Below are 21,833 nucleotides of genomic sequence, written 5' to 3'. Positions count from 1 at the left end.
TGGCGAGGAACAGCAACGCAGGATATGGGCTGCTGGCGCCGAAGTTGACTAACAGAACTAGCCACACAGGCCACTAGGCTGCTCCTACAAAGGCAAATGCCGACTCAACAGCGCTCTCAGTGCCGCCGGTTTCACTGGTTTGGCCAGATAATCCAGTCCTGCGGCATGCACCTCGGCGACCATTTCAGGCCGTCCATCGGCGCTGATCACCACGCCGGGCACCGGCTCGCCGAGCTGGGTGCGCAGCCAGGCCATCAAGCCGGTACCGGTCTCTCCGTCATCCAGGTGGTAATCCACCAGCGCCAACTGCGGCCGAATGCCTTCGCTGAGCAGCGCCACGCATTCATCGCGATTGCGGGCTGTCCAGACCTGGCAACCCCAGCGCGTCAGCAGGCTGTTCATGCCGATCAGGATGCTGTCTTCGTTGTCGATGCACAGTACTTGCGCGCCACTTGGCAAATGGCCGTTCAGCTCGGTGACTTTGGCCGGGACGCTGATTTGCGCACGAACCAGCGGTACGCTGACGCTGAACACGCTGCCCTTGCCCGGCCAGGAGCGTACTTTTAACTGATGCCCAAGTACCCGGCAGAGCCCGTCGGCAATTGCCAGGCCCAGGCCCAGGCCTTTCTCGGCGCGTGTCTGGTGACTGTCGAGGCGTTTGAACTCCTCGAAGATTACCTGACGTTTGTCTTCCGGAATGCCCGGCCCGCGATCCCAGACTTCCAGGCAGAGTTGCCCGTCTTTGCGTCGTGCGCCCAGCAACACCGGACCTTTGGCGTAGCGAAAGGCGTTGGTCAGGAAGTTCTGCAAAATCCGCCGCAGCAATTTGATATCGCTGTCGACCCGCAAACGGCTGCCACGCAGGCGAAACTTCAGACCTTGCTCTTGTGCCAATACCTTGAATTCGGCGCCGAGGGTATCGAACAGATCGTTGAGTACAAACGGCTTGCGATCCGGGTTGATCTTGCCGTTTTCCAGGCGTGAAATGTCCAGCAGATCACTGATCAGGTCTTCGGCCGAACGCAGCGAGCTGTCCAGATGCTGCACCAACTGCTGCGCCTCGGCGGACAGGCCGTCGTCCTGATGGGAGAGGGCGGCAGAGAACAGCCGCGCGGCGTTCAATGGTTGCATCAAATCGTGGCTGACCGCTGCGAGGAAGCGGGTTTTCGACTGGTTGGCAGACTCTGCCGTGCCCTTGGCTTGCGTGAGTGCGACGTTTAGTTGCGACAACTCATGGGTGCGCGCGGTGACCCGTTGTTCCAGACCCTCGTTGGCCTCGGTCAGCGCCTGTTCGGCTTCGCGGAACGCGGTGATGTCGGTGAAACTCATGACGAAACCGCCGCCAGGCATGGGATTGCCGATCAGCTCGATCACCCGGCCGTTGGGGAATAGGCGTTCGGAGGTATGCGCCCGGCCCTGACGCATCCAGTGCAGGCGCCGGGCTACGTGTACTTCGGCTTCACCCGGGCCGCACAGCCCGCGTTCGGCGTTGTGGCGGATGATGTCGGCAATCGGTCGACCAACGCTGATCAGCCCGTCAGGGTAGTTGAACAGCTCCAGATAGCGCCGGTTCCAGGCCACCAGTTTGAGCGACTGGTCGACCACGCTGATGCCTTGGGTGATGTTTTCGATCGCGCCTTGCAGCAGAGCACGGTTGAACTGCAGCACTTCCGAGGTTTCGTCGGCGATGCGCACGACGTCCTCAAGCTGCATCTCCCGACCTTCGATGGCGGCTTTTACCACGGCGCGCGTCGAAGAGGCGCCGAGTACACCCGCCAGCAAGCGTTCGGTGTGAGCGATCCATTCGTCGTCGGCGTTCTGGTTCGGATTGAAGCCTTTTCCCTGGCGATAGGCGAAGCGGATAAAGCTTTGCTGTGCTCGTTCCTCGCCGACAAAGCGCGCGGCCAGGCTGAGCAAATCGTTGATCTGCACCGCCAGCATCGAGCGAGCGCCGGGACGGGCGCTGATTTCCTGACCGATAAAGCGTCCGGCCTGCCAGTGCTCGGAAACCCGGGTGCGCGACAGTACCGAGACCCAGGCAAACAGTGTGAAGTTGCCCGCCAACGACAGCACCACGCCTTGGGTCAGCGGGCTGATCGGGAGGTTCAATGGATTGCCGTGCAGCCACGCCAGCCCCGGGAAACTGTTCAGCGACCAGCCAAGACTGTGGGCAGTAATCGGTAGTACCAGGGTGTAGAACCAAAGAAAGGTCCCGGTGGCCAGCCCGGCAAACACACCACGGCGGTTGGCTTGCTTCCAGTACAGTGCGCCAAGCATCGCAGGCGCCAGTTGGGTGACAGCGGCGAAGGCGATCTGGCCGATGGTTGCCAGACTCGCCGTCGAACCCAGCAGGCGATAGCTGACATAGGCCAGTAACAGAATCACCACGATGCTCACCCGGCGTACCGACAGCATCCAGTAGCGGAACACTTCGAACGGCCGCTCGGCGTTTTTTCGGCGCAGTAGCCACGGTAGCAGCATGTCGTTGGAGACCATGGTCGACAGCGCGACGCTGGCGACGATCACCATCCCGGTGGCCGCCGACGCTCCGCCGATAAATGCCAGCAACGCCAGCGCCGGATGGGCCTGGGCCAGCGGCAGGCTAATCACGAAAGAGTCGGGCAGCACTGAACCGGGCAACATCATTTGCCCGGCCAGCGCGATCGGCACCACAAACAACGCGGCCAGCGCCAGATAGGCCGGGAACACCCACCTGGCCAGACGCAGGTCGTGCGGTTCGATGTTTTCCACCACCGTGACGTGGAACTGTCGCGGCAGGCAGATGATCGCCATCATCGCGACGCCAGTCTGTACCACCATGGACGGCCAGTTGATGGTTTCTTTCCAGTATTGCTCCAGGCGTGGCGCGAGCATGGCCTGATCGAACAGATCGTCGAAACCATCGTACAAGCCATAGGTGACGAAGGCGCCAACCGCCAGAAAGGCAAACAACTTGACCAGCGACTCGAAGGCAATCGCCAGCACCATGCCGCGGTGGTGTTCCGTGGCGTCCAGGTTGCGGGTACCGAAAACAATGGTAAACAAGGCCAGAACCAGCGAAACGATCAACGCCGTGTCCTGGGCGCGGGTACCCATGGCGTCGGCACCGGCACCGATCAACAGGTTCACACCAAGAACGATGCCTTTAAGCTGCAAGGCAATATAGGGCAGCACGCCAACCAGACAGATCAGCGCTACGACCACCGCCAATGACTGCGATTTTCCGTAACGGGCGGCGATAAAGTCGGCGATGGAGGTGATGTTCTCCTGTTTGCTGATCATCACCATTTTTTGCAGCACCCAGGGTGCCAACAGCATCAGCAGGATCGGCCCCAGATAGATCGGCAGGAACGCCCAAAGTTGTTCCGCTGCCTGGCCTACGGCGCCAAAGAAGGTCCAGCTGCTGCAGTAGACTGCCAGCGACAGGCTGTACACCCAGGCACGCACCCGCGGCGGCAGGGGCGCACTGCGACGGTCACCATAAAAGGCGATGGCGAACATGATGGCCATATAGGCCAGGGCGACGGCGGCGATCAGCCCGCTGGACAGCGACATGGGAACTCCAGGCAAAAGACACCCGGGCATTGCAGCCCGGCAAGACAGTCTCGCATGATGTTTGGGGTTAGTCAGTGTCGACCAAGGTCTCGGCGCGGCCAGGTGTCGCAGAAGAGTCTCGGTTGAATTGTTATTGTCTGTACCGGCCTCATCGCGAGCAAGCTCGCTCCTACAGCAATCGCTGGGTCACGCCGAGATCATGTAGGAGCGAGCTTGCTCGCGATGAGGCCTTACTGACGCAACGCAATCTCGATCAGTTCATGACGCTCCTCCAGCGCCAGCGGCGCGGCCGAAAACAGGATCCGGAACACCGTTGGCGCTACGACCATATTGATCAGCCGATCAACGCCAGGCAGCGCACAATGGTTGACCGCAGTGGCTGGTGGAGCGGCGCTCCAGCGCTCATCGATTCCCGCCTCGAATCAGCAAGCGCGGGATCGAGCAGTCTGCGCTGCTGGAGGTGGGGGACATCTTCTACGCTGATATTGGCACCGAACATGTCGCCCATCCGGTGGGCGCGGCCAGGGTTCTGGTGGTCGAAACCGAAGGCAGTGTTTAGTTATTATCGGTAAAACAGATAACAGTTAGAGATATTACCCGTTATATAGATATTCTATTCAGTTCTACCATGAGCTCCACCTCACCAGAGGACAGGAGTTCACCATGACATGCCCCAACAGCATCAACAACGGTTTGCGGCCACTGAGCCATTTGCAGCATCCGCGCGAAGCCATCCGTCAATTCACCCCCAACTGGTTCGCCGCGACCATGGGCACCGGTGTGCTGGCTCTGGCCCTGGCCCAATTGCCGGTTCACGCTCCCGGCCTGCAGGCTTTTGCCGAAGGTTTGTGGCTGTTCAATATCTTCCTGTTTGTGTTGTTCAGTGGTGTTTATGCCGCGCGTTGGGTGTTGTTCTTCGATGAGGCGCGGCGGATTTTCGGGCATTCCACGGTGTCGATGTTTTTCGGCACCATCCCCATGGGGCTTGCGACCATCATCAACGGCTTTCTGCTGTTCGGTGTGCCGCGTTGGGGTGAAGGCGTGGTGCAGCTGGCCGAAGTGCTCTGGTGGCTGGATGTCGCCATGTCGCTGGCTTGCGGCGTACTCATCCCCTACATGATGTTCACCCGCCAGGAACACAGCATTGACCAGATGACTGCCGTCTGGCTTTTGCCGGTGGTTGCGGCTGAAGTCGCGGCGGCCAGCGGTGGCTTGCTGGCCCCACATCTGCTTGATGCCCATTCGCAGCTTGTGGTGCTCGTCACCAGCTATGTGTTGTGGGCCTTTTCACTGCCGGTGGCCTTCAGCATCCTGACCATCCTGTTACTGCGCATGGCGTTGCATAAATTGCCCCCCGCAAACATGGCTGCTTCGAGCTGGCTGGCCCTTGGGCCGATTGGTACCGGAGCGCTGGGCATGTTGCTGTTGGGTGCCGATGCGCCAGCGATCTTTGCCGCGAACGGTTTGCCGGGCATCGGCGAAATTGCAGCCGGGCTGGGGTTGGTGGCCGGTATTACGCTGTGGGGTTTCGGGCTGTGGTGGATGCTGATCGCGGTGCTGATCACCCTTCGTTACTTGCGCGCCGGGATCCCGTTCAATCTTGGCTGGTGGGGTTTTACCTTCCCGCTGGGCGTCTATTCACTGGCCACTTTGAAGCTGGCCAGCACCTTGAACCTGACGTTCTTCAGTGTGTTTGGCTGCGTTCTGGTGGCTGCATTGGCGATTATGTGGCTGATTGTGTCGAAACGAACCGTACAAGGTGCCTATCGAGGTGAGTTGTTTGTTTCGCCGTGCATTGCAGGATTAGCGAAATAACCGGCAAAGATTAGCTAAGGTTGTGGCCTGGATCGAAGTTCGGCATTCCAATCCAATAACAGCCTCCAAGCCACTCAGGGACATGGAAGATGAGTCACCCGTCGCAGTTCACCTTGCTTCGCAAACGGCGTTTCCTGCCGTTTTTTGTTACGCAGTCCCTTGGGGCGTTCAACGACAACATCTTCAAGCAGTCGCTGATCCTCGCCATTCTGTACAAGTTGACTATCGAGGGTGACCGGTCGATCTGGGTCAATCTCTGCGCGCTGCTGTTCATCCTGCCGTTCTTTCTGTTCTCGGCCCTGGCCGGGCAATTCGGCGAGAAGTTCGCCAAGGACGCGTTGATCCGTCTGATCAAGCTCGGCGAAATCGCGATCATGGCGGTCGGCGCCGTTGGTTTCATGTTCGATCATCTGTCGCTGATGCTGGTAGCGCTGTTCGCCATGGGCACTCACTCGGCGCTGTTCGGTCCGGTGAAGTATTCGATCTTGCCGCAGGCGTTGCGCGAAGAGGAACTGGTGGGCGGTAACGGTCTGGTGGAGATGGGCACCTTTCTGGCGATTCTGGCCGGGACCATCGGCGCCGGGATCATGATGTCTTCCAGTCATTACGCACCGATTGTTTCTACGGCGATCGTCGGCGTTGCGGTGCTCGGTTATCTGGCCAGCCGTAGCATTCCCCGGGCTGCAGCGGCCACTCCACAAATGCGCCTGAACTGGAACATTTTCAGCCAGTCCTGGGCCACCTTGCGAATGGGGCTGGGACAAACGCCCGCGGTGTCCCGCTCGATTGTCGGCAACTCGTGGTTCTGGTTTGTCGGGGCAATTTACCTGACGCAGATTCCGGCCTACGCCAAAGAGTGGCTGTATGGCGACGAAACCGTGGTCACGCTGATTCTCACGGTGTTTTCGGTAGGCATCGCGACGGGCTCGATGCTCTGCGAAAAACTCTCCGGGCGCAAAGTCGAGATTGGCCTGGTGCCGTTCGGTTCGTTCGGCCTGACGGTGTTTGGCCTGCTGCTGTGGTGGCACTCCGGCGGCTTTGCGCAGAATGTCCAGGCCAATGACTGGATCGCGGTGTTCAGCTACGGCCCGGCCTGGTGGGTGTTGATCGATATTCTTGGCCTGGGCATTTTCGGCGGTTTCTATATCGTGCCGCTGTACGCGCTGATTCAGTCGCGCACCGCTGAAAACGAGCGGGCGCGGGTGATTGCGGCAAACAACATCCTCAATGCCTTGTTCATGGTGGTGTCGGCGATTGTCTCGATCGTGCTGCTCAGCCTTGCCAAATTGTCGATCCCACAGTTGTTCCTGGTGGTGTCGCTGCTGAACATCGGTGTAAACGTCTACATCTTCAGCATCGTTCCCGAGTTCAGCATGCGCTTCATGATCTGGCTGCTCAGCCATTCCATGTACCGCGTGCGGCACCGCAACCTCGAGTTGATTCCCGATGAAGGCGCGGCGCTGCTGGTCTGCAATCACGTATCGTTTGTTGACGCCTTGCTGATTGGTGGCGCGGTGCGTCGGCCGATTCGCTTCGTGATGTATTACAAGATCTACAACCTGCCGGTGTTGAACTTCATCTTCCGTACTGCCGGGACCATTCCGATTGCCGGGCGCCAGGAAGATATCCAGATTTACGAAAGAGCCTTCAAGCGCATCGCCCAATACCTGAAGGATGGCGAGTTGGTGTGCATCTTCCCGGAAGGCAAGCTGACTGCCGATGGCGAGATCAATGAATTCAAGAGTGGGCTGACACGGATACTGGAAGAGACACCGGTGCCGGTGATTCCATTGGCCTTGCAGGGATTGTGGGGCAGCTTCTTCAGTCGCGATCCGAACAAAGGGTTGTTCCACCGACTCTGGTCGCGTGTGACCCTGGTGGCCGGGCCGGCGGTAACAGTGGAAGTTGCAGAACCGGCGCACTTGCAGGCGTTGGTTGGGCAGTTGCGTGGAGCCGTTAGATAGTCGGTGATTTCGCTGATGCCATCGCGGGCAAGCCTCGCTCCTACGGGGGTGCATCGATCACATGATTGTGGCCTGACGCAACTCTGATTGTAGGAGCGAGGCTTGCCCGCGATGGCGGTAGCGGCCTAAGCGCTGGCTTTGAGCCCAACCAACCCGGCAATGATCAGCGCGACGCTGGCCAGGCGGAACAACGCCATGGATTCACCAAACAGGATGATCCCGGCGATGACCGTGCCCACTGCGCCGACGCCGGTCCAGATGGCGTAGGCAGTGCCCAGTGGCAGATCCTTCATCGCCAGGCCAAGCAGGCCGAGGCTGATCGCCATAGCGCCGATGGTCAGGACGGTGGGAAGGGGGCGGCTGAAGCCGTCGGTGTATTTCAGGCCAACGGCCCAGCCGACTTCAAACAGGCCAGCGAAAAACAGGATGATCCAGGACATGAAGACCTCCATCGATTGACGGGGTCGTCCCCAGATAAATAACTCGTTCGAGCCGCGAGGTCGTCCTCGCGATGCGCAGTATAATGCCCATTATTAACCTGGGGATCAAGTTCCAGGGTCAGTCGGCTGCTTGCTGCGCGGCCAGTTCGCGGTCCTGTTTCTCACTCATCCGGCGCAAATACGTCGAGAGCAGCGCCCCGGAAATGTTGTGCCATACACTGAACAACGCGCTGGGTACCGCCGCCAGCGGCGAGAAGTGTGCGCTGGCCAACGCCGCGCCCAGGCCGGAGTTCTGCATGCCGACTTCCAGTGACAGGGACTTGCGTTGCGCCAACGGCAGTTTGAACAGGTGTCCGGTGAAGTAACCCAGCAGGAAGCCGAAGCTGTTATGCAGCATCACCACGGCCATGATCAACAGGCCGGACTCTGCAATCTTTGCCTGACTCGCCGCAACAACGGTGGCGACGATGATCACGATGCTGACCACCGAAACCAGCGGCAGCACGTCAACCGCTTGGCGGACCCGAGCGCCCAGCAGACGCTGGGCGACCACACCGAGCACGATCGGCAGCAACACGACTTGCAGGATCGACCAGAACAGTTCCATGAACGATACCGGCAACCATGCCGAGGCCAGCAGCCAGATCAGGGCCGGCGTCAGCAACGGAGCGAGCAGGGTGGTGACGGCGGCAATCGCCACTGACAGCGCCAGGTCCCCGCGGGCCAGCCAGGTCATCACGTTCGACGAGGTGCCGCTCGGGCAGCATCCGACCAGAATCACCCCGACGGCAATTTCTGGCGGCAGGTGAAACGCCTGGCAAAGTAACCACGCCACACCGGGCATGATCACGAAATGTGCGACCACGCCCAGCGCCACGCGCCACGGATGGCGGGCAACTTCAGCGAAGTCTTCAAGTTTGAGGGTCAGGCCCATGCCGAACATCACCAGCCCCAGCAGCGGCACGATGGCGCTTTTCAAACCGATGAACCACGCCGGTTGCAGGAAGGCCACCACCGCGAAGATCAATACCCAGTAAGCGAAGGTGTTGCCGACAAAGCGACTCAGTGCTGCCAATGCACGCATGACCTGTTCCTTGTTATTAAGTAGCACCACAAAACATCTGTAGGAGCGGGCCGGGCGGCGTTCCGATGCTCGCGAAAGCGTCATAAAAGTCAACATCCATGCCAACTGACAGTGCGCTATCGCGAGCAAGCGAACGTCGCCCGGCTCTTCCCACAGTAGAGATCACGAGCCTTTAGATCCCTTGCGGAAGCTCTTCGCCGCCCAACGCCTCAACCAGCGCCGGGAGGAATTCGCCGAAGGTCAGCATCATCAGGGTGAAGCTGGCGTCCAGTTGGCCGAGGGCTTCATCGCCACCGTCCTGTTCTGCCTGATCCTGCAGCAGGTCTTCGAATTTCAGGCGCTTGACCACCATCTTGTCATCGAGCACGAAAGACAGTTTGTCCTGCCAGGCCAGCGACAGCTGAGTCACCACTTTTCCGGTGCTCAGGTGCAACTGGATTTCGTCGCTGGTCAGGTCCTGACGCTTGCAACGCACGATGCCGCCATCTTCGTGGGTATCGCGCAGTTCGCATTCATCGAGCACGAAGAAGTCGTCCGCAGCTTTCAGGGTTTTTACCCAATCGGTCATGGTCGCGCTTGGAGCGATCTTCACGGTCAGTGGGCGAACCGGCAGCGAGCCGATCACTTCACGCAGGGTCGACAGCAGGTCTTCGGCACGTTTCGGGCTGGAAGCGTTGACCAGGATCAGCCCCTGTTTCGGTGCGATGGCGGCGAAAGTGGCCGAACGACGGATAAAGGCGCGGGGCAGGAAGGCCTGGATGATTTCATCCTTGAGCTGATCGCGCTCCTTCTTGTAAACCTTGCGCATTTGCTCGGCTTCGATCTCTTCGACCTTTTCCTTGAGCGCGTCACGTACGACGCTGCCCGGCAGAATGCGTTCTTCCTTGCGTGCGGCGATCAGCAGGAAATCCTGGCTGACGTGCACCAGGGGGGCATCTTCGCCTTTGCCGAACGGCGCGACGAAACCGTAGGTGGTCAACTCCTGACTTGCACATGGACGCGCCAGTTTGGTGGCCAGTGCGGTTTCCAGCGCCTCAGCATCAAAAGGCAGATCTTGGGTCAGGCGATAGATAAGCAGGTTTTTGAACCACATGGGGTGAATCTCTCCTTTATACAAAGGCGGGCATTATTCTCCGCGCAGCGTCATAGGCCAACCCTTCGCTAAGCCTTTGGAAGGCCTGAAAAAATTATTTTAAAAAGTGCTTGCCAGAGGTGGGACTGCTCCGTAGAATGCGCGCCACACCGAACGTGAAGGGTGATTAGCTCAGCTGGGAGAGCGTCTGCCTTACAAGCAGAATGTCGGCGGTTCGATCCCGTCATCACCCACCATTCGCATTCAGTGTTACGCGCAGCGGTAGTTCAGTCGGTTAGAATACCGGCCTGTCACGCCGGGGGTCGCGGGTTCGAGTCCCGTCCGCTGCGCCATATTCGGTAACCTGGAACACTGAACGCCAGGTCACCACGCAAAGCCCGCCTTGTGCGGGCTTTTTGCTGTCTGTCTTTCGTGTTAAAGCGCAGTGTTTCACCGGATTTCAGCTTTTTTAAAAAAATTATTATTTAAATCAGCACGTTATGAAATTTTGTGAGAGAATGCGTCCACACCGAAAGTGAAGGGTGATTAGCTCAGCTGGGAGAGCGTCTGCCTTACAAGCAGAATGTCGGCGGTTCGATCCCGTCATCACCCACCATTCGCTTCAAGTGTTACGCGCAGCGGTAGTTCAGTCGGTTAGAATACCGGCCTGTCACGCCGGGGGTCGCGGGTTCGAGTCCCGTCCGCTGCGCCATATTCGGTAACCTGGAACGCTGAACGCCAGGTCACCACGCAAAGCCCGCCTAGTGCGGGCTTTTTGCTGTCTGGGGTTTGGCTTTTTGTTCCGCGGATTATTCCGGGGTCGGCCCGTTTCTGCATCGGCCCCGTCAGGCTTCGTTGCGTAACAGCAGGCTGTCGATCACCGAAGACGGTATAGCCTCCAATGCCGGTCTTGGTTTTACAGGTAAAGGTATGGGCACTCCGGCACGGCGCGCCTGGCGGTATTCGCTGGGAGTACTGCCGGCGAATTGCTTGAAGGCCCGGGCGAAGTAAGAGGGGTCCTTGAAGCCGACCTCATAGCCGATGCTGGTGATGGGCATCTGGCTGTTGTCGAGCAGCTCCTTGGCGTAGTCCATACGCTTGTTCAGGATGTAGTCCATGAAGCCCAGGCCCTTGACCTCCTTGAACAGCCGGCTGAAGCGGAATGTCGTCATTGCACAGCGCTTGGCCAGCTCTTTTTGGTCGATGCTGTCCCGAAAATGCTGGTCGATGTACAGCAATACCTTATTGAGTGCCTGATGCTTCTGATGTTCTGCGGTCAATCGAATACTGTCCGGCAGGGACGGGCCATGCTCGATCGGCGGTTTGTTGATGTGGAAATGAGTGTTACAGCGCAGCTCGCAGAGCTGCTCCAGGGCGCGCAGAAAACGGCTTATCTCGGCGGCCGGGAGAGGCAGCACCATGTACTCCCAGACACGAGAACGCATGGCCCACACAGCGAGCTCTTCGGAGTGCTGCACGGTGAACATGGCGACAGGCACGGAGGGCACGGCGCGTTTGATCTCCAGCAACAGGCTCAGGCCCGGCATGTCAGGGCGATCATAGTGCATGCAGATCATGTCCGGTTGTGGGTCATGATCGCGCTCGGAAAAAGTGGCGTCTTTTGCCAGCCGACAATCGCAAGCTGAGCGGAATTGCGCGATCAATTCTTCAGCCGATCGATCTCGAGTGAGATCGAACCATAAAAGGAATGGTTTTTTGGCCGAGTCGGGCTTCATTTCCTTGATCCTTATTCCTGTGCCTCGTTTTCTCTTCTTCTTGGTTCTTCTTGGTTCTTCTTTGCTCAGCAGTATTGTCACTGTGCCATGACTACGAAGGATCAAATCCTGATAAGAAACCAAAAATTCAGTTAGTCAGGTTCTATACCTTGCTGAGGGTGCCAGAATCGGGGCGCCCCCATTCCTTTTTCGATGGGCTCGGGCTTGACCGCTCGTCGCTTGCGAATCAGTTGCAGAGGCATTCTTAAGTCATTCCTTTTCTTACGCTTTCAGTTGCCGTTTCAGGCGCTGCCCCTGCTGTTTTTGTTGGCTTGACAATGACAGCAAAAAAGTCCTTGCGATCGACAAAAAACTCCTAACGCTTCCATTGCCCTCCCAACTAAGGTTTCAACCAGGCAGTGCACTCAGCACCGTCCTTGAAGACCAACACTCAATTGATCAAATGAGGTGGGCAAAATGAATCTGCAAACAATCAAGACTTCGGTGCTGACGTTCATCAAAGACGAAGATGGCCTGACCGTCGTGGAGTATGCCGTGGCCGGTGGGCTCATTTCTTTGGCAGTGGTTGGGGCCTTTACGGCGCTAGGCACGGAGGTGGGCGTCGTGATTAACGCCTTGAAAACCGCAATTACCCCTGCTGCCTAGGCTGGCATTTTTAGTCCTGCTTTTCGCGATAAAACGGAGGTGGCTTGTATGAAAATATTATTAAGCACCTCCGTACTCATTTTTCTCGGGATTGCGGTGATCACTGATTTAAGCGTTCACCGTATCTCCAACATCCTTATTTTAGCTGGTTTGATCTGCTCGGCAGTTATTCAGAGTTGGCTTTACGGTTTCTCTGGAATGACAGTTTGGCTGATCGGGCTGGCAGTCGGGTTAGTGATTCTCCTGCCGCTTTACGCTTTTGCTGGAATGGCCGCAGGCGATGTCGAGTTAATGGCTATGGTGGGAAATTCTCTCGGCCCTGTAGCCACTTTCTGGTCGGCGGCTTATGTTGCCATTCCAACTAAGGTTTCAGCCAGGCAGTGCATTAAGCGAAGACCAACACTCACGTCTTGGAAGATCAACACTCATGTCTTGGAAGACCAACACTCAATTGATTAAATGAGGTGGGCAAAAATGTATCTGCAAACAATCAAGACTTCAGTGGCGACGTTCATCAAAGACGAAGATGGCCTGACCGTCGTGGAATATGCCGTGGCCGGTGGGCTTATTTCTTTGGCAGTGGTTGGGGCCTTCACGGCGCTTGGCGGGGAAGTGGGCGTCGTGATTACTGCCTTGACGACCGCAATTACCCCTGCCGCCTAAGGCTGGCATTCTTGGTCTGGTCTTTCGCGGTAAAATGGAGGTGGCTTTTATGAATATTTTATTAAGTACCTCCGTGCTCATTTTTCTCGGGATTGCGGTGATCACTGATTTAAGCGCTCACCGTATCTCCAACATTCTTGTTTTAGCTGGTTTGATCTGCTCGGCAGTTATTCAGAGTTGGCTTTACGGTTTCTCTGGAATGACAGTTTGGCTGATCGGGCTGGCAGTCGGGTTAGTGATTTTCCTGCCGCTTTACGCTTTTGCTGGAATGGCCGCAGGCGATGTCAAGTTAATGGCTATGGTGGGAAGTTTTCTCGGCCCTGTAGCTGCTTTTTGGGCGGCGGCTTTAACGTTGATTGTTGGTGGCGTCCTTGGAATTTCGGTTCTGCTCTACAAAAAGCAGTTGGGCCGCTTTATTCAACGGTACTGGGCGATGACAAGTCTGCGCACTTATATCCAGCCGCAAGCCGATGATGCCGCCCGGCAACGCTTCCCTTACGCAATCGCGATCCTGCTCGGCACTTTAACCAGCGTCCTCTGGCTGCCCTTCGGCCATTAGTTCGGGAGAACACTATGTACGCCATCAGTGACAGCAACGTTTGCCCCAACGAGCGGGATGCGGTGCAGCGGTTGGCTCCGCAGCCGCGCACTGTCAGTGAGACGGGCCTTGCGGAGAACTTTCTCGGTGATCTGGTCTGCAAGCATCTGCACGATGTCGGCGTGCTGGATATGCCGCGACTGGTGGAGCGCCTGGCGCTGCCCGGCACGGTACTGGAAGAAGTCCTGAGCTTCCTGCGCAAGGATGGCCGCGTCGAGATACTCGGCCAGAACGGTGTTCAGGCACTGCGCTACGCCCTGACGCAGCGCGGTCGCAGCGCCGCTCGCGATGCCTTGGCGCGCAGCGGCTATATCGGCGCGGCGCCCTATCCGGTGAGCGCCTACCGCTCCCTGATCAAGGTGCAAACCATCCACCACGGTCATATCAACTCGGACGACATGCATGGCGCTTTCGGCGCAGTGGTGCTCGCCGACAGCATGCTCGATCAACTGGGTGTGGCGCTGAACTCCGGGCGCGCGATCATGCTTTACGGGCCCGCTGGTACCGGCAAGACCTATATCAGCAGCCGGTTGATCCGCCTGTTTGACGAAGCCATCTGGGTGCCCCATGCCATTGCGATCAACGAAGCGGTGATCGAGATCTTCGATCCCCAGATACACCAGCGCCTGGATGCTACCGAAACGCAGAACCACCTGCTGCTCAACGAAGGGATCGATCGTCGACTACTCTGCTGTAAGCGACCGATCGTCATCACCGGCGGTGAATTGAGCATGGAACAACTGGATGTTCGCTACGACCCCTTCACCCGCCAGTACCAGGCCCCCTTGCAGCTCAAGGCCAGTAATGGCCTGTTCATCATCGACGACATGGGCCGCCAGCGCGTGGCCCCGGCCGAGCTGTTCAATCGCTGGATCGTGCCGATGGAGGAGAAGCGTGACTTCCTCAACCTTGGCGGTGGGCGGCACTGCGAGCTGCCGTTTGACCTGATCCTGGTGTTCTCCACCAACCTCAACCCGTTAGAGCTGGCCGATGAGGCGTTCCTGCGGCGCATTGGTTACAAACTGCAATTTGGCTACCTGGATCCCGTTGATTACGAACGAATCTGGCGCCAGGAAACCGAGCGGCTGGGCATCCCTTTTGACCCGCTGCTATTGCGCTATGTACTGCTGGAACTCTACGAAACCGAAAACATGCCGCTGGTGCCTTGCCACCCCCGCGACCTGTTGAGCATGGCGCTCGACCGCCAGCGTTACCTGGGCGGTTCCGGGCCGCTGGCGCCGCTGGAGCTGGAGTGGGCCTGGCGCAACTACTTCGTCCAGCTCGACTTTCTTGGATAAAAGGAGATATCGACATGAGTTCTCGTACTCTCACCCTGATTGCCTTATCCCTGATCCTGGGCCTGGGCGCCGCATGGATGGCCAACACCTGGTTAAGCGCACGGCTCAACACCGGCCCGGACGACAATCAGCAGAACGTGGTAGTGGCCACGGTGGAGATTGCTTTCGGGCAGATGGTCGAAGCCCAACAGGTCACGCTGGTGCGGATGCCCAAGGATACAGTGCCGGAAGATGCCTTTGATGCCACCGACAAGGTGGTGGGCAAGATCGCCACTTTCTCCATGCTGCGCGGCGACATCCTGCGCGGCGCACGCCTGGCCGAGCACCTCGGCGGCAGCACACTGGCCTCGCTGATCGAACCCACCAAGCGTGCCATATCGTTGCGCGTGGACGATGTGGTCGGGGTGAGTGGGTTCCTGTTGCCGGGCAATAGGGTCGATGTGTTGGCCACCAGACAGACGGGAAATAACGGTAATGCCGAGTCTAAAACCATACTGGAGGATTTGCGGGTGCTGGCTGTGGACCAGACTGCCAGCACCGATAAGACCCAGCCGGTGGTGGTGCGCGCGGTGACCCTGGAGATGACTCCGGGTCAGTCGGAAGTCCTGGTCAAAGGGATGACCGAAGGGAAGCTGCAACTGGCTCTGCGCAATCCGCTGGATAACCAGAAACAACCAGCGATCGCTCAGCCGGTTGCACTGGCCCAGGTCCCGGCGCCAGCTCCAAAACCGGTAGTACGCCATCATAGAGGTGGCGGTGGCGGTAGCAGCAGCATCACTGTGATTCGCGGTATCGAGGTCAATGTAGTGAAAGCCCTATAAGTCATCAGGCGCAATCGTTGTAGGCATTGCGTCGGATGGACCCCATTGGGTATCGGAAAGTTTGGCATTGCTCTGGCAGGCGAACGCACTTTACAGGTCCACTTCACAGGTCAAGGCCAGCCAGCCGTTTCAGATCAATAGTGGCAGAAATGAGGGCTTGATGATGAGACCCCGTATCCAACGGCCATTCACCACTTATGCGAAACGTCAGCAGGGTGCGACGATTGTGCTGGTCGTGGCTGCCTTGGCCTCCATCCTGCTGATGGGTGCTTTGGCGCTGGACGGCGGCCATATGCTGGTGAACAAGACGCGCCTGCAAAATGCGGTGGATGCGGCGGCACTGAGCGGGGCCAAGACGCTCATGATGGTGTCCGGCGCAACCGGTGCGGCCACCCAGACGCAAAGCGCTGCACGCGCTACCCTGACACTGAATGCCAATGCCACGGGCAACAATGAACTGGCCACCGCCATCGGCAATAATGTCTCCGGCTTTGCCACGGTGGAGCTGGCCAACAACGTCTACGGACCTTTCTCCTTCCCTGGCCCGGCAGATGCGAAATATGTGCGGGTAACGGTAGCGAACTACCCTCTGAGTGGTTTTTTCTGGGGCATGTTGCAGGCGACAGGTAATGGCGCCGCGCCGAACAAGGCCGTGGCAGCCGTCGCCACCGCCGGGCCCAGCCCGACCAGCCCCTGTGATGTCGCGCCGCTGATGGTCTGCGGCGACCCCGCTCAGTACAACCCGAGCGCCGGGAATTTCTGGGGTTACCAATTCGGTGATGTGCAGGTGTTGAAAACCGCCGCAGGCAATAACTCGGCGATCGGCTCCGGCAATTTCCAACTGCTCGATTTTGGTTCCGGTGGCAACACCATCAGAAACGCGCTGGCGGGCGGGATCAATGAGTGCAACAACGTCGGCTCGACTGTCAACACCAAGCCAGGCAATACCGTGGGGCCTGCCGTTCAGGGCCTGAATACTCGCTTCGGCCAGTATTCAGGCGGCGGCCTCAGTGCCGCGAACTTTCCGCCGGACCTGGTGATCACCACCAACCCCCAGCCGCTGACTTTCACCGGATCGCCTGCCCAGATTTTGTATAACGGTCAACCGGTCACCTCCAGCAACGGCAATCTCTCCGCCGGTGGCACCGCATTGCTCGATTACAACGACTGGGTGCAGAGCGTCGCCGCGTGTGTCGCTGGCACGGGCAGCGGCTGCCAGGCCAATGGCGCGTTCGAACGACGGATGCTGAAGATCGTGATTGGTAATTGCGCTGGCAAGAACGACGGGTCGTCCACGATACCGGTGCTTGGCTTTGGCTGCTTCTTCGTGCTGCAGCCAGCGTCTCAACAGGGCAGTTCGGCACAGATCTTCGGTCAGTTCGTCAAACAGTGCGAAGGCGACAACGTGTCGGGCCCCAATCCTTCAAATGACACTGGCCCGCAGATCATTCAGCTGTACAAGACCTATATCGACAACAACCAGACACCGAGCAGCGACTCGTAGGAGGTCATATGGGACGTCGTACGTTCAAACGGCCGCAGGCCCAGCGCGGGGTAGCCATGGTAGAGCTGGTGATTGCTCTACCACTGTTGTTGCTGCTGCTGTGTGCGATCGGCGAGTTCGGCCGCTTGCTGTTTCAGTACAACAGCCTGATGCAGGCCAGTCGTGATGCCGGGCGTTTTGCTGCCGGCCAGGCCTGGAACGCGACCCTTGGCCAGCTCGATCTGAACGCCACTCTGCAGTCCCAGACCCAGAACGTCGCTCTTTACGGCGCGCCTACCAACCCGAATAACTACCCACCTGTGGTGCCGGGGCTGACCACCGGCAATGTCTCGGTTTCTGCATCAGGTACTGACCATGTACAGGTGAGCATTACCTATACCTTCCAGCCGGTGATCGGCAGCGCATTGCCAGCTTTCTTTGGCAATGCAGTGCCGCTCGGCATTGCCTTGACCTCGACGGTCGTGATGAGGGCCTTGTGATGAACATCAAGCGTATGCGCGGGGTGTATGTGGTCGAGTTCGCCATCGTCGGCCTGCTGATGTTCACGCTGTTGTTCGGCGTAATGGAAATGGGCCGGCTGTATTTCACCGTCAATGCACTGAATGAAACCGTGCGCCGCGGTGCCCGGCTGGCTGCGGTGTGTGACATCAGCGACCCGATCATTCTGCGCCGGGCGATCTTCAATGCGGCCAATAACGGTGGCGCCAGTAGCTTGATCAACAGCCTGGGAACGGCCGATCTGAGCCTGACTTATCTGGACGTGAACGGTGCGGTGGTGACCAGCCCCAACGATCTGGTCAGCGCCACCGGGTTTCGCGCCGTCCGCTATGTTCAGTTGCGGATAGCGAACTTCAGTTTCAACCTGCTTATACCTGGGTTCAGTGGGGTGTTCACCCTGCCAGCATTCAGGTCAACCATGCCTCGAGAAAGCCTTGGCCGTCATCCCGAGGCGGGAGATATTACGCCATGTTAAGCGCCCGGGACGTCCCCATTACTACCTCTGCCCATAAGCAGGGCTTGCGCCTGCTGATCAGTAGCCGCGATGCCGAGGCCTTGCAACATCTGACTACGTTGAGCCAATGTCTGCCCAGTCTGCAAGTGAGCACGCGGCTGGTGACCAATGGCCACACCGACCCGTTGTACGGGCTGGAGCAGATGCCTGATTTCCTGTTGCTGCGTGTCAGTCACTTGTGGCGCGAAGAGCTGGCGGCGCTGTTGCGGCGTCCTGCACAGGAGCGTCCACCCCTGTTGGTGTGTGGACCTCTGGATGAGCGCGAGGGCATGCGCCTGGCGATGCAGGCCGGAGCCCGTGACTTTCTGGCCGAGCCGGTGGCCGCAGAAGAGTTGCAGGCGGCACTGGGCCGTATGCTGACGGAGGCCAAAGCGGGGCAGGCGACTGAAGGCAAACTGATTGCGGTGATGAATGCCAAGGGTGGCTCGGGCGCAACCATGCTCGCCTGTAATCTGGCTCATCAGCTCAGTGTCCGTGGCGGCGCAACCCTGTTACTGGATCTGGACCTGCAGTTCGGTAGCGTGGCTCACTGCCTGGATGTGCGGCCGACGCACTGCCACGTAGAGGTTCTGCGGCAGATCGAGGCGTTGGACAGTGTCGCCTTGCGCGGCTTTTGCAATCATTTCAGTCCGACCCTGCATGTGCTCGGCGGGCGTGCCAGTGAGCTGTTTCTGTCCCAGGATGTGGGTCTGGAACAGTTGGAAACCCTGCTACGCCTGGCACGCAGCACCTATGACTGGGTGGTGGTGGATTTGCCGCGGCAGATCGACCACCTCACCGGTGTCACTCTCGAGCAGGCGGACCAGGTCTACATCGTGGTGCAGCAGAGTCTCAGCCATCTGAAGGACGGCACCCGCCTGACGCGTATCCTGCGTGACGACCTGGGGTTGCAGGGTAGTCGCCTGCAAGTGGTGGTCAATCGCTTCAACAAAGCCTCACCTGTCAGCCTCAAGGATATTAGCGAGGGGCTGCGTTGCGTGAATCTGCAGAAACTGCCCAATGATTATGCGGTGGTCAGTGAAAGCCAGAACACCGGGGTGCCACTGGAGCTCCATGCGCCACGCGCCTCCGTCACCGTCGCCTTGCGTGAGTTGAGCCAGGATCTTATCGGGATCCAGGCCAGCGAGCAGGGCTTGCTGAAACGTACCTTTAGCCGCCTGTTCGGGGGGTAAGCCATGCTTAGCGAATTTCGTAATCGCCTGCGTCAGCAGTCCGGCAAAAATGTTCCGGCAGACGGGCAGGAAGCACCCATCGACGGCGAGGACTGCGTCAGCGAGCTAATGGCCTGGGAGGCCAGCGTGCCGGACGTCCTCTACGAGACCAGAACCAAACTCAATCCGATGGAGATCGAGTGGCGGGAGAAGATCTACCAGCAGTTGCTCAAGGTCATGGACCTGTCATTGCTCGATTCTCTGGAACCGGCCGAGGCCGGGCGGCAGATCCGCGAGATCAGCCTGCGCTTGCTGGATGAGTATTCGGCACCGGTGAGTGCCACCAGCCGCCAGCTGATCATCAAGCAGATCACCGACGAGGTGCTTGGCCTCGGGCCACTGGAGCCGCTGCTGGCCGACCACAGTGTGTCCGACATCCTGGTCAACGGGCATGCCTCGGTGTATGTCGAGCGCTTCGGCAAACTGCAGAGAACCGATGTGCACTTTCGTGACGATCAGCATCTGCTGAATATCATCGACCGTATCGTTTCCAGCCTGGGGCGACGCATTGATGAATCCTCGCCGCTGGTGGACGCACGTCTGAAGGACGGCTCGCGGGTCAACGCCATTATCCCGCCCTTGGCCATCGACGGGCCGAGCATGTCGATCCGCCGTTTCGCGGTGGATTTGCTCAATACCGAGAGTCTGGTGCAGATGGGCACCCTGACTCCGGCCATCGCGCTGATGCTCAAGGCCATCGTCCGTGGGCGGTTGAACGTGCTGGTATCCGGCGGCACCGGCAGTGGCAAGACCACCATGCTCAATGTGCTGTCCAGCTTCATCCCGCATAACGAGCGGATCGTTACCATCGAAGACTCGGCCGAGTTGCAACTGCAGCAACCCCATGTGGTGCGCCTGGAAACCCGCCCGTCGAATATCGAAGGCCGTGGCGAGGTGAGCCAGCGCGAACTGGTGCGCAACAGTCTGCGTATGCGCCCGGACCGCATCGTGATCGGTGAGGTTCGCGGCGCTGAGGCGCTGGATATGCTGACGGCGATGAACACCGGCCACGACGGCTCGCTGACCACGATCCACGCCAATACCGCGCGCGATGCCCTGGGGCGGATCGAGAACATGGTGTCGATGACCGGTGCGACCTTTCCGATCAAGGCCATGCGCCAGCAAATCGCCTCGGCCATCGGCGTGGTGATACAGCTGGAACGTCAGGAAGATGGCAAGCGACGGCTGGTCAGCGTGCAGGAGATCAACGGCATGGAGGGTGAAATGATCACCATGACCGAGATCTTCTCTTTCGTCCGCTCAGGCATGGGCGAACACGGTGAGGTACTGGGCGAATTCCGCCCCACCGGCATGGTGCCGGCCTTTCGCGATGTACTGGCCAAGCGTGGTATCGAGCTGCCGCTCAGCCTGTTCCGGCCGGAATGGATGGAGGCGCAGTCATGAGTCAGATCCCTGGTGAATACATCCTGGCGTTCCTCGGCATGGTGTTCACCGCTATGTTCCTCCTCAGCCAGGGGCTGGTGGTGCCGGTGTTCGGAGAGGCCGGCCAGGTGCGTAAACGTATCCGCGGTCGCCTTGAGCTGCTGGAACGGGCCAGCAACCTGCCGAATATGCAGACGGTGCTGCGGCAGAAATACCTGCGGCGCCTGTCGCCGCTGGAGGCCCGCCTGGAGCAGTTACCGGCTATGGAGGCCCTGGCGCAGATGATCGAGCAAGCCGGGCATGACTACCGTGCCTATCGGGTGCTTTTACTCGGGCTGGTCCTGGCGACGGCGACGGGGCTTGGGCTTTGGTTGCTCACGCACCTCTGGTGGGCGGCTGTTCCGGCGGCCATGGCAGTGTTCTGGCTGCCGGTGCTGAAGATTTCCTACGAGCGCAACAAGCGCTTCGCTCTGTTCGAGGAGGGGCTGCCGGATGCACTGGACGCCATGTGCCGGGCATTGCGTGCCGGGCACCCGTTCAACGAGACCCTGCAACTGGTAGCCGAGGAGCATCAGGGGCCGGTGGCTGTTGAGTTCGGCCTGACCTTCGCCGATATCAACTATGGCAATGATGTGCGCCGGGCCATGCTCGGTCTTCTGGAACGCATGCCGAGCATGACGGTGATGATGCTGGTGACCTCGGTGCTGATCCACCGCGAGACGGGTGGCAACCTGACTGAGGTGCTGGATCGTTTGAGCAGCCTGATTCGTGGACGCTTCCGTTTTCAGCGCAAGGTCAAGACCCTCTCGGCCGAGGGACGCATGTCGGGCTGGATATTGGTGTCTGTGCCCTTTGTATTGGCGGCGGCGATTGTGATCTCGAGCCCAAACTATTTGCCCTTGCTCATCAGGGAGCCCTTGGGCCAGAAGCTGGTCATGGGGGCTTTTGTTGCCATGCTGATCGGAATTTTCTGGATACGTAAAATCATCCGGATTCAGGTTTAAGCGCCAGCAATCGTAGAGAGGTGTTGGT

19 protein-coding genes, 4 tRNA genes and 2 pseudogenes are annotated in these 21,833 nt (G+C 58.9%); 19 read left to right on the top strand and 6 right to left on the bottom strand.

From position 1 onward, the window contains the following. Positions 1-84 precede the first annotated feature (84 nt). Both AC07O1_RS16510 and AC07O1_RS16505 read right to left on the bottom strand, forming a co-directional pair. Positions 85-3,555, bottom strand: a complete 3,471-nt coding sequence (locus AC07O1_RS16510; RefSeq protein WP_495089375.1) for a hybrid sensor histidine kinase/response regulator — start codon at positions 3,553-3,555, stop codon at positions 85-87. A 230-nt stretch (positions 3,556-3,785) separates the two neighbouring features. Continuing rightward, positions 3,786-3,911: pseudogene (locus AC07O1_RS16505) on the bottom strand (TetR family transcriptional regulator); the annotation flags it as partial. Between the two features lie 98 nt (positions 3,912-4,009). Here AC07O1_RS16505 and AC07O1_RS16500 point away from each other — a divergent pair. The 3 genes and pseudogenes from AC07O1_RS16500 to AC07O1_RS16490 form a co-directional block, all read left to right on the top strand. Continuing rightward, positions 4,010-4,114 (top strand): annotated as a pseudogene (locus AC07O1_RS16500) (cupin); the annotation flags it as partial. A gap of 104 nt (positions 4,115-4,218) precedes the next feature. Continuing rightward, complete coding sequence (locus AC07O1_RS16495) at positions 4,219-5,370, top strand: TDT family transporter (protein WP_495089374.1); 1,152 nt, start codon at positions 4,219-4,221, stop codon at positions 5,368-5,370. A gap of 89 nt (positions 5,371-5,459) precedes the next feature. After that, positions 5,460-7,334, top strand: a complete 1,875-nt coding sequence (locus tag AC07O1_RS16490) for an MFS transporter (RefSeq protein WP_495089373.1) — start codon at positions 5,460-5,462, stop codon at positions 7,332-7,334. 125 nt (positions 7,335-7,459) lie between these two features. Here AC07O1_RS16490 and sugE read toward each other — a convergent pair whose 3' ends face one another. The 3 genes from sugE to rdgC all read right to left on the bottom strand — a co-directional run bounded on the left by sugE (position 7,460) and on the right by rdgC (position 9,951). Continuing rightward, complete coding sequence (sugE, locus tag AC07O1_RS16485) at positions 7,460-7,774, bottom strand: quaternary ammonium compound efflux SMR transporter SugE (protein ID WP_494993729.1); 315 nt, start codon at positions 7,772-7,774, stop codon at positions 7,460-7,462. A gap of 118 nt (positions 7,775-7,892) precedes the next feature. After that, positions 7,893-8,858 carry a bile acid:sodium symporter family protein gene (locus AC07O1_RS16480; protein ID WP_495089372.1) on the bottom strand — a complete coding sequence of 322 codons (966 nt, stop codon included), beginning with the start codon at positions 8,856-8,858 and terminating at the stop codon, positions 7,893-7,895. Between the two features lie 172 nt (positions 8,859-9,030). After that, a complete protein-coding gene (gene rdgC / locus AC07O1_RS16475; RefSeq protein ID WP_495089371.1) occupies positions 9,031-9,951 on the bottom strand; it encodes a recombination-associated protein RdgC in 921 nt (306 codons plus the stop codon). 160 nt (positions 9,952-10,111) lie between these two features. Between rdgC and AC07O1_RS16470 the strand changes: the two genes are divergently transcribed. The 4 genes from AC07O1_RS16470 (at position 10,112) to AC07O1_RS16455 (ending at position 10,642) form a co-directional block, all read left to right on the top strand. Next, positions 10,112-10,187, top strand: a tRNA-Val gene (locus AC07O1_RS16470). A 19-nt stretch (positions 10,188-10,206) separates the two neighbouring features. Continuing rightward, positions 10,207-10,283: transfer RNA gene (locus AC07O1_RS16465), tRNA-Asp, on the top strand. 187 nt (positions 10,284-10,470) lie between these two features. Beyond that, a tRNA-Val gene (locus AC07O1_RS16460) sits at positions 10,471-10,546 on the top strand. A gap of 19 nt (positions 10,547-10,565) precedes the next feature. Continuing rightward, a tRNA-Asp gene (locus tag AC07O1_RS16455) sits at positions 10,566-10,642 on the top strand. 133 nt (positions 10,643-10,775) lie between these two features. On the opposite strand, the gene AC07O1_RS16450 is transcribed toward AC07O1_RS16455, so the two are convergent. After that, positions 10,776-11,666 carry a helix-turn-helix domain-containing protein gene (locus AC07O1_RS16450; protein ID WP_495089370.1) on the bottom strand — a complete coding sequence of 297 codons (891 nt, stop codon included), beginning with the start codon at positions 11,664-11,666 and terminating at the stop codon, positions 10,776-10,778. A 456-nt stretch (positions 11,667-12,122) separates the two neighbouring features. Between AC07O1_RS16450 and AC07O1_RS16445 the strand changes: the two genes are divergently transcribed. The 12 genes from AC07O1_RS16445 to AC07O1_RS16390 all read left to right on the top strand — a co-directional run bounded on the left by AC07O1_RS16445 (position 12,123) and on the right by AC07O1_RS16390 (position 21,805). Beyond that, positions 12,123-12,311, top strand: coding sequence for a Flp family type IVb pilin (locus AC07O1_RS16445; RefSeq protein ID WP_495089369.1), 189 nt, complete (start codon positions 12,123-12,125; stop codon positions 12,309-12,311). Positions 12,312-12,359: 48 nt separating this feature from the next. Then, positions 12,360-12,770 (top strand): A24 family peptidase, encoded by a 411-nt coding sequence (locus tag AC07O1_RS16440; RefSeq protein WP_495089368.1) that lies wholly within the window; start codon positions 12,360-12,362, stop codon positions 12,768-12,770. Between the two features lie 15 nt (positions 12,771-12,785). Further along, positions 12,786-12,974 (top strand): Flp family type IVb pilin, encoded by a 189-nt coding sequence (locus tag AC07O1_RS16435; RefSeq protein ID WP_495089367.1) that lies wholly within the window; start codon positions 12,786-12,788, stop codon positions 12,972-12,974. 49 nt (positions 12,975-13,023) lie between these two features. Beyond that, positions 13,024-13,533, top strand: coding sequence for an A24 family peptidase (locus AC07O1_RS16430; RefSeq protein WP_495089366.1), 510 nt, complete (start codon positions 13,024-13,026; stop codon positions 13,531-13,533). 14 nt (positions 13,534-13,547) lie between these two features. Next, positions 13,548-14,870, top strand: coding sequence for a DUF8689 domain-containing protein (locus tag AC07O1_RS16425; RefSeq protein ID WP_495089365.1), 1,323 nt, complete (start codon positions 13,548-13,550; stop codon positions 14,868-14,870). A 14-nt stretch (positions 14,871-14,884) separates the two neighbouring features. After that, entirely contained in the window at positions 14,885-15,691 is an 807-nt protein-coding gene (gene cpaB / locus AC07O1_RS16420) for a Flp pilus assembly protein CpaB (RefSeq protein ID WP_495089364.1), read from the top strand. A gap of 160 nt (positions 15,692-15,851) precedes the next feature. Beyond that, positions 15,852-17,195 (top strand): TadE/TadG family type IV pilus assembly protein, encoded by a 1,344-nt coding sequence (locus AC07O1_RS16415; protein WP_495089363.1) that lies wholly within the window; start codon positions 15,852-15,854, stop codon positions 17,193-17,195. Positions 17,196-17,203: 8 nt separating this feature from the next. Then, the gene (locus tag AC07O1_RS16410) at positions 17,204-17,674 is read left to right on the top strand and encodes a TadE/TadG family type IV pilus assembly protein (RefSeq protein WP_495089362.1); all 471 of its coding nucleotides are present in this window, start codon (positions 17,204-17,206) and stop codon (positions 17,672-17,674) included. Next, the gene (locus AC07O1_RS16405; protein ID WP_495089361.1) at positions 17,674-18,168 is read left to right on the top strand and encodes a TadE/TadG family type IV pilus assembly protein; all 495 of its coding nucleotides are present in this window, start codon (positions 17,674-17,676) and stop codon (positions 18,166-18,168) included. Before AC07O1_RS16410 ends, AC07O1_RS16405 begins: the two co-directional genes overlap by 1 nt. Continuing rightward, positions 18,162-19,379: an AAA family ATPase gene (locus AC07O1_RS16400; protein WP_495089360.1), complete on the top strand. Its 1,218-nt coding sequence runs from the start codon at positions 18,162-18,164 to the stop codon at positions 19,377-19,379. The genes AC07O1_RS16405 and AC07O1_RS16400 overlap by 7 nt, the downstream gene beginning before the upstream one ends. A 3-nt stretch (positions 19,380-19,382) precedes the next feature. Continuing rightward, a complete protein-coding gene (locus tag AC07O1_RS16395) occupies positions 19,383-20,822 on the top strand; it encodes a TadA family conjugal transfer-associated ATPase (RefSeq protein WP_495089359.1) in 1,440 nt (479 codons plus the stop codon). After that, entirely contained in the window at positions 20,819-21,805 is a 987-nt protein-coding gene (locus AC07O1_RS16390) for a type II secretion system F family protein (protein ID WP_495089358.1), read from the top strand. The genes AC07O1_RS16395 and AC07O1_RS16390 overlap by 4 nt, the downstream gene beginning before the upstream one ends. Positions 21,806-21,833 lie beyond the last annotated feature (28 nt).

Source organism: Pseudomonas sp. GW821-FHT07G10, from assembly GCF_059418545.1.
The sequence above is the reverse complement of the archived record's forward strand: the minus strand, read 5'-3'. Positions and strand labels throughout refer to the sequence as shown.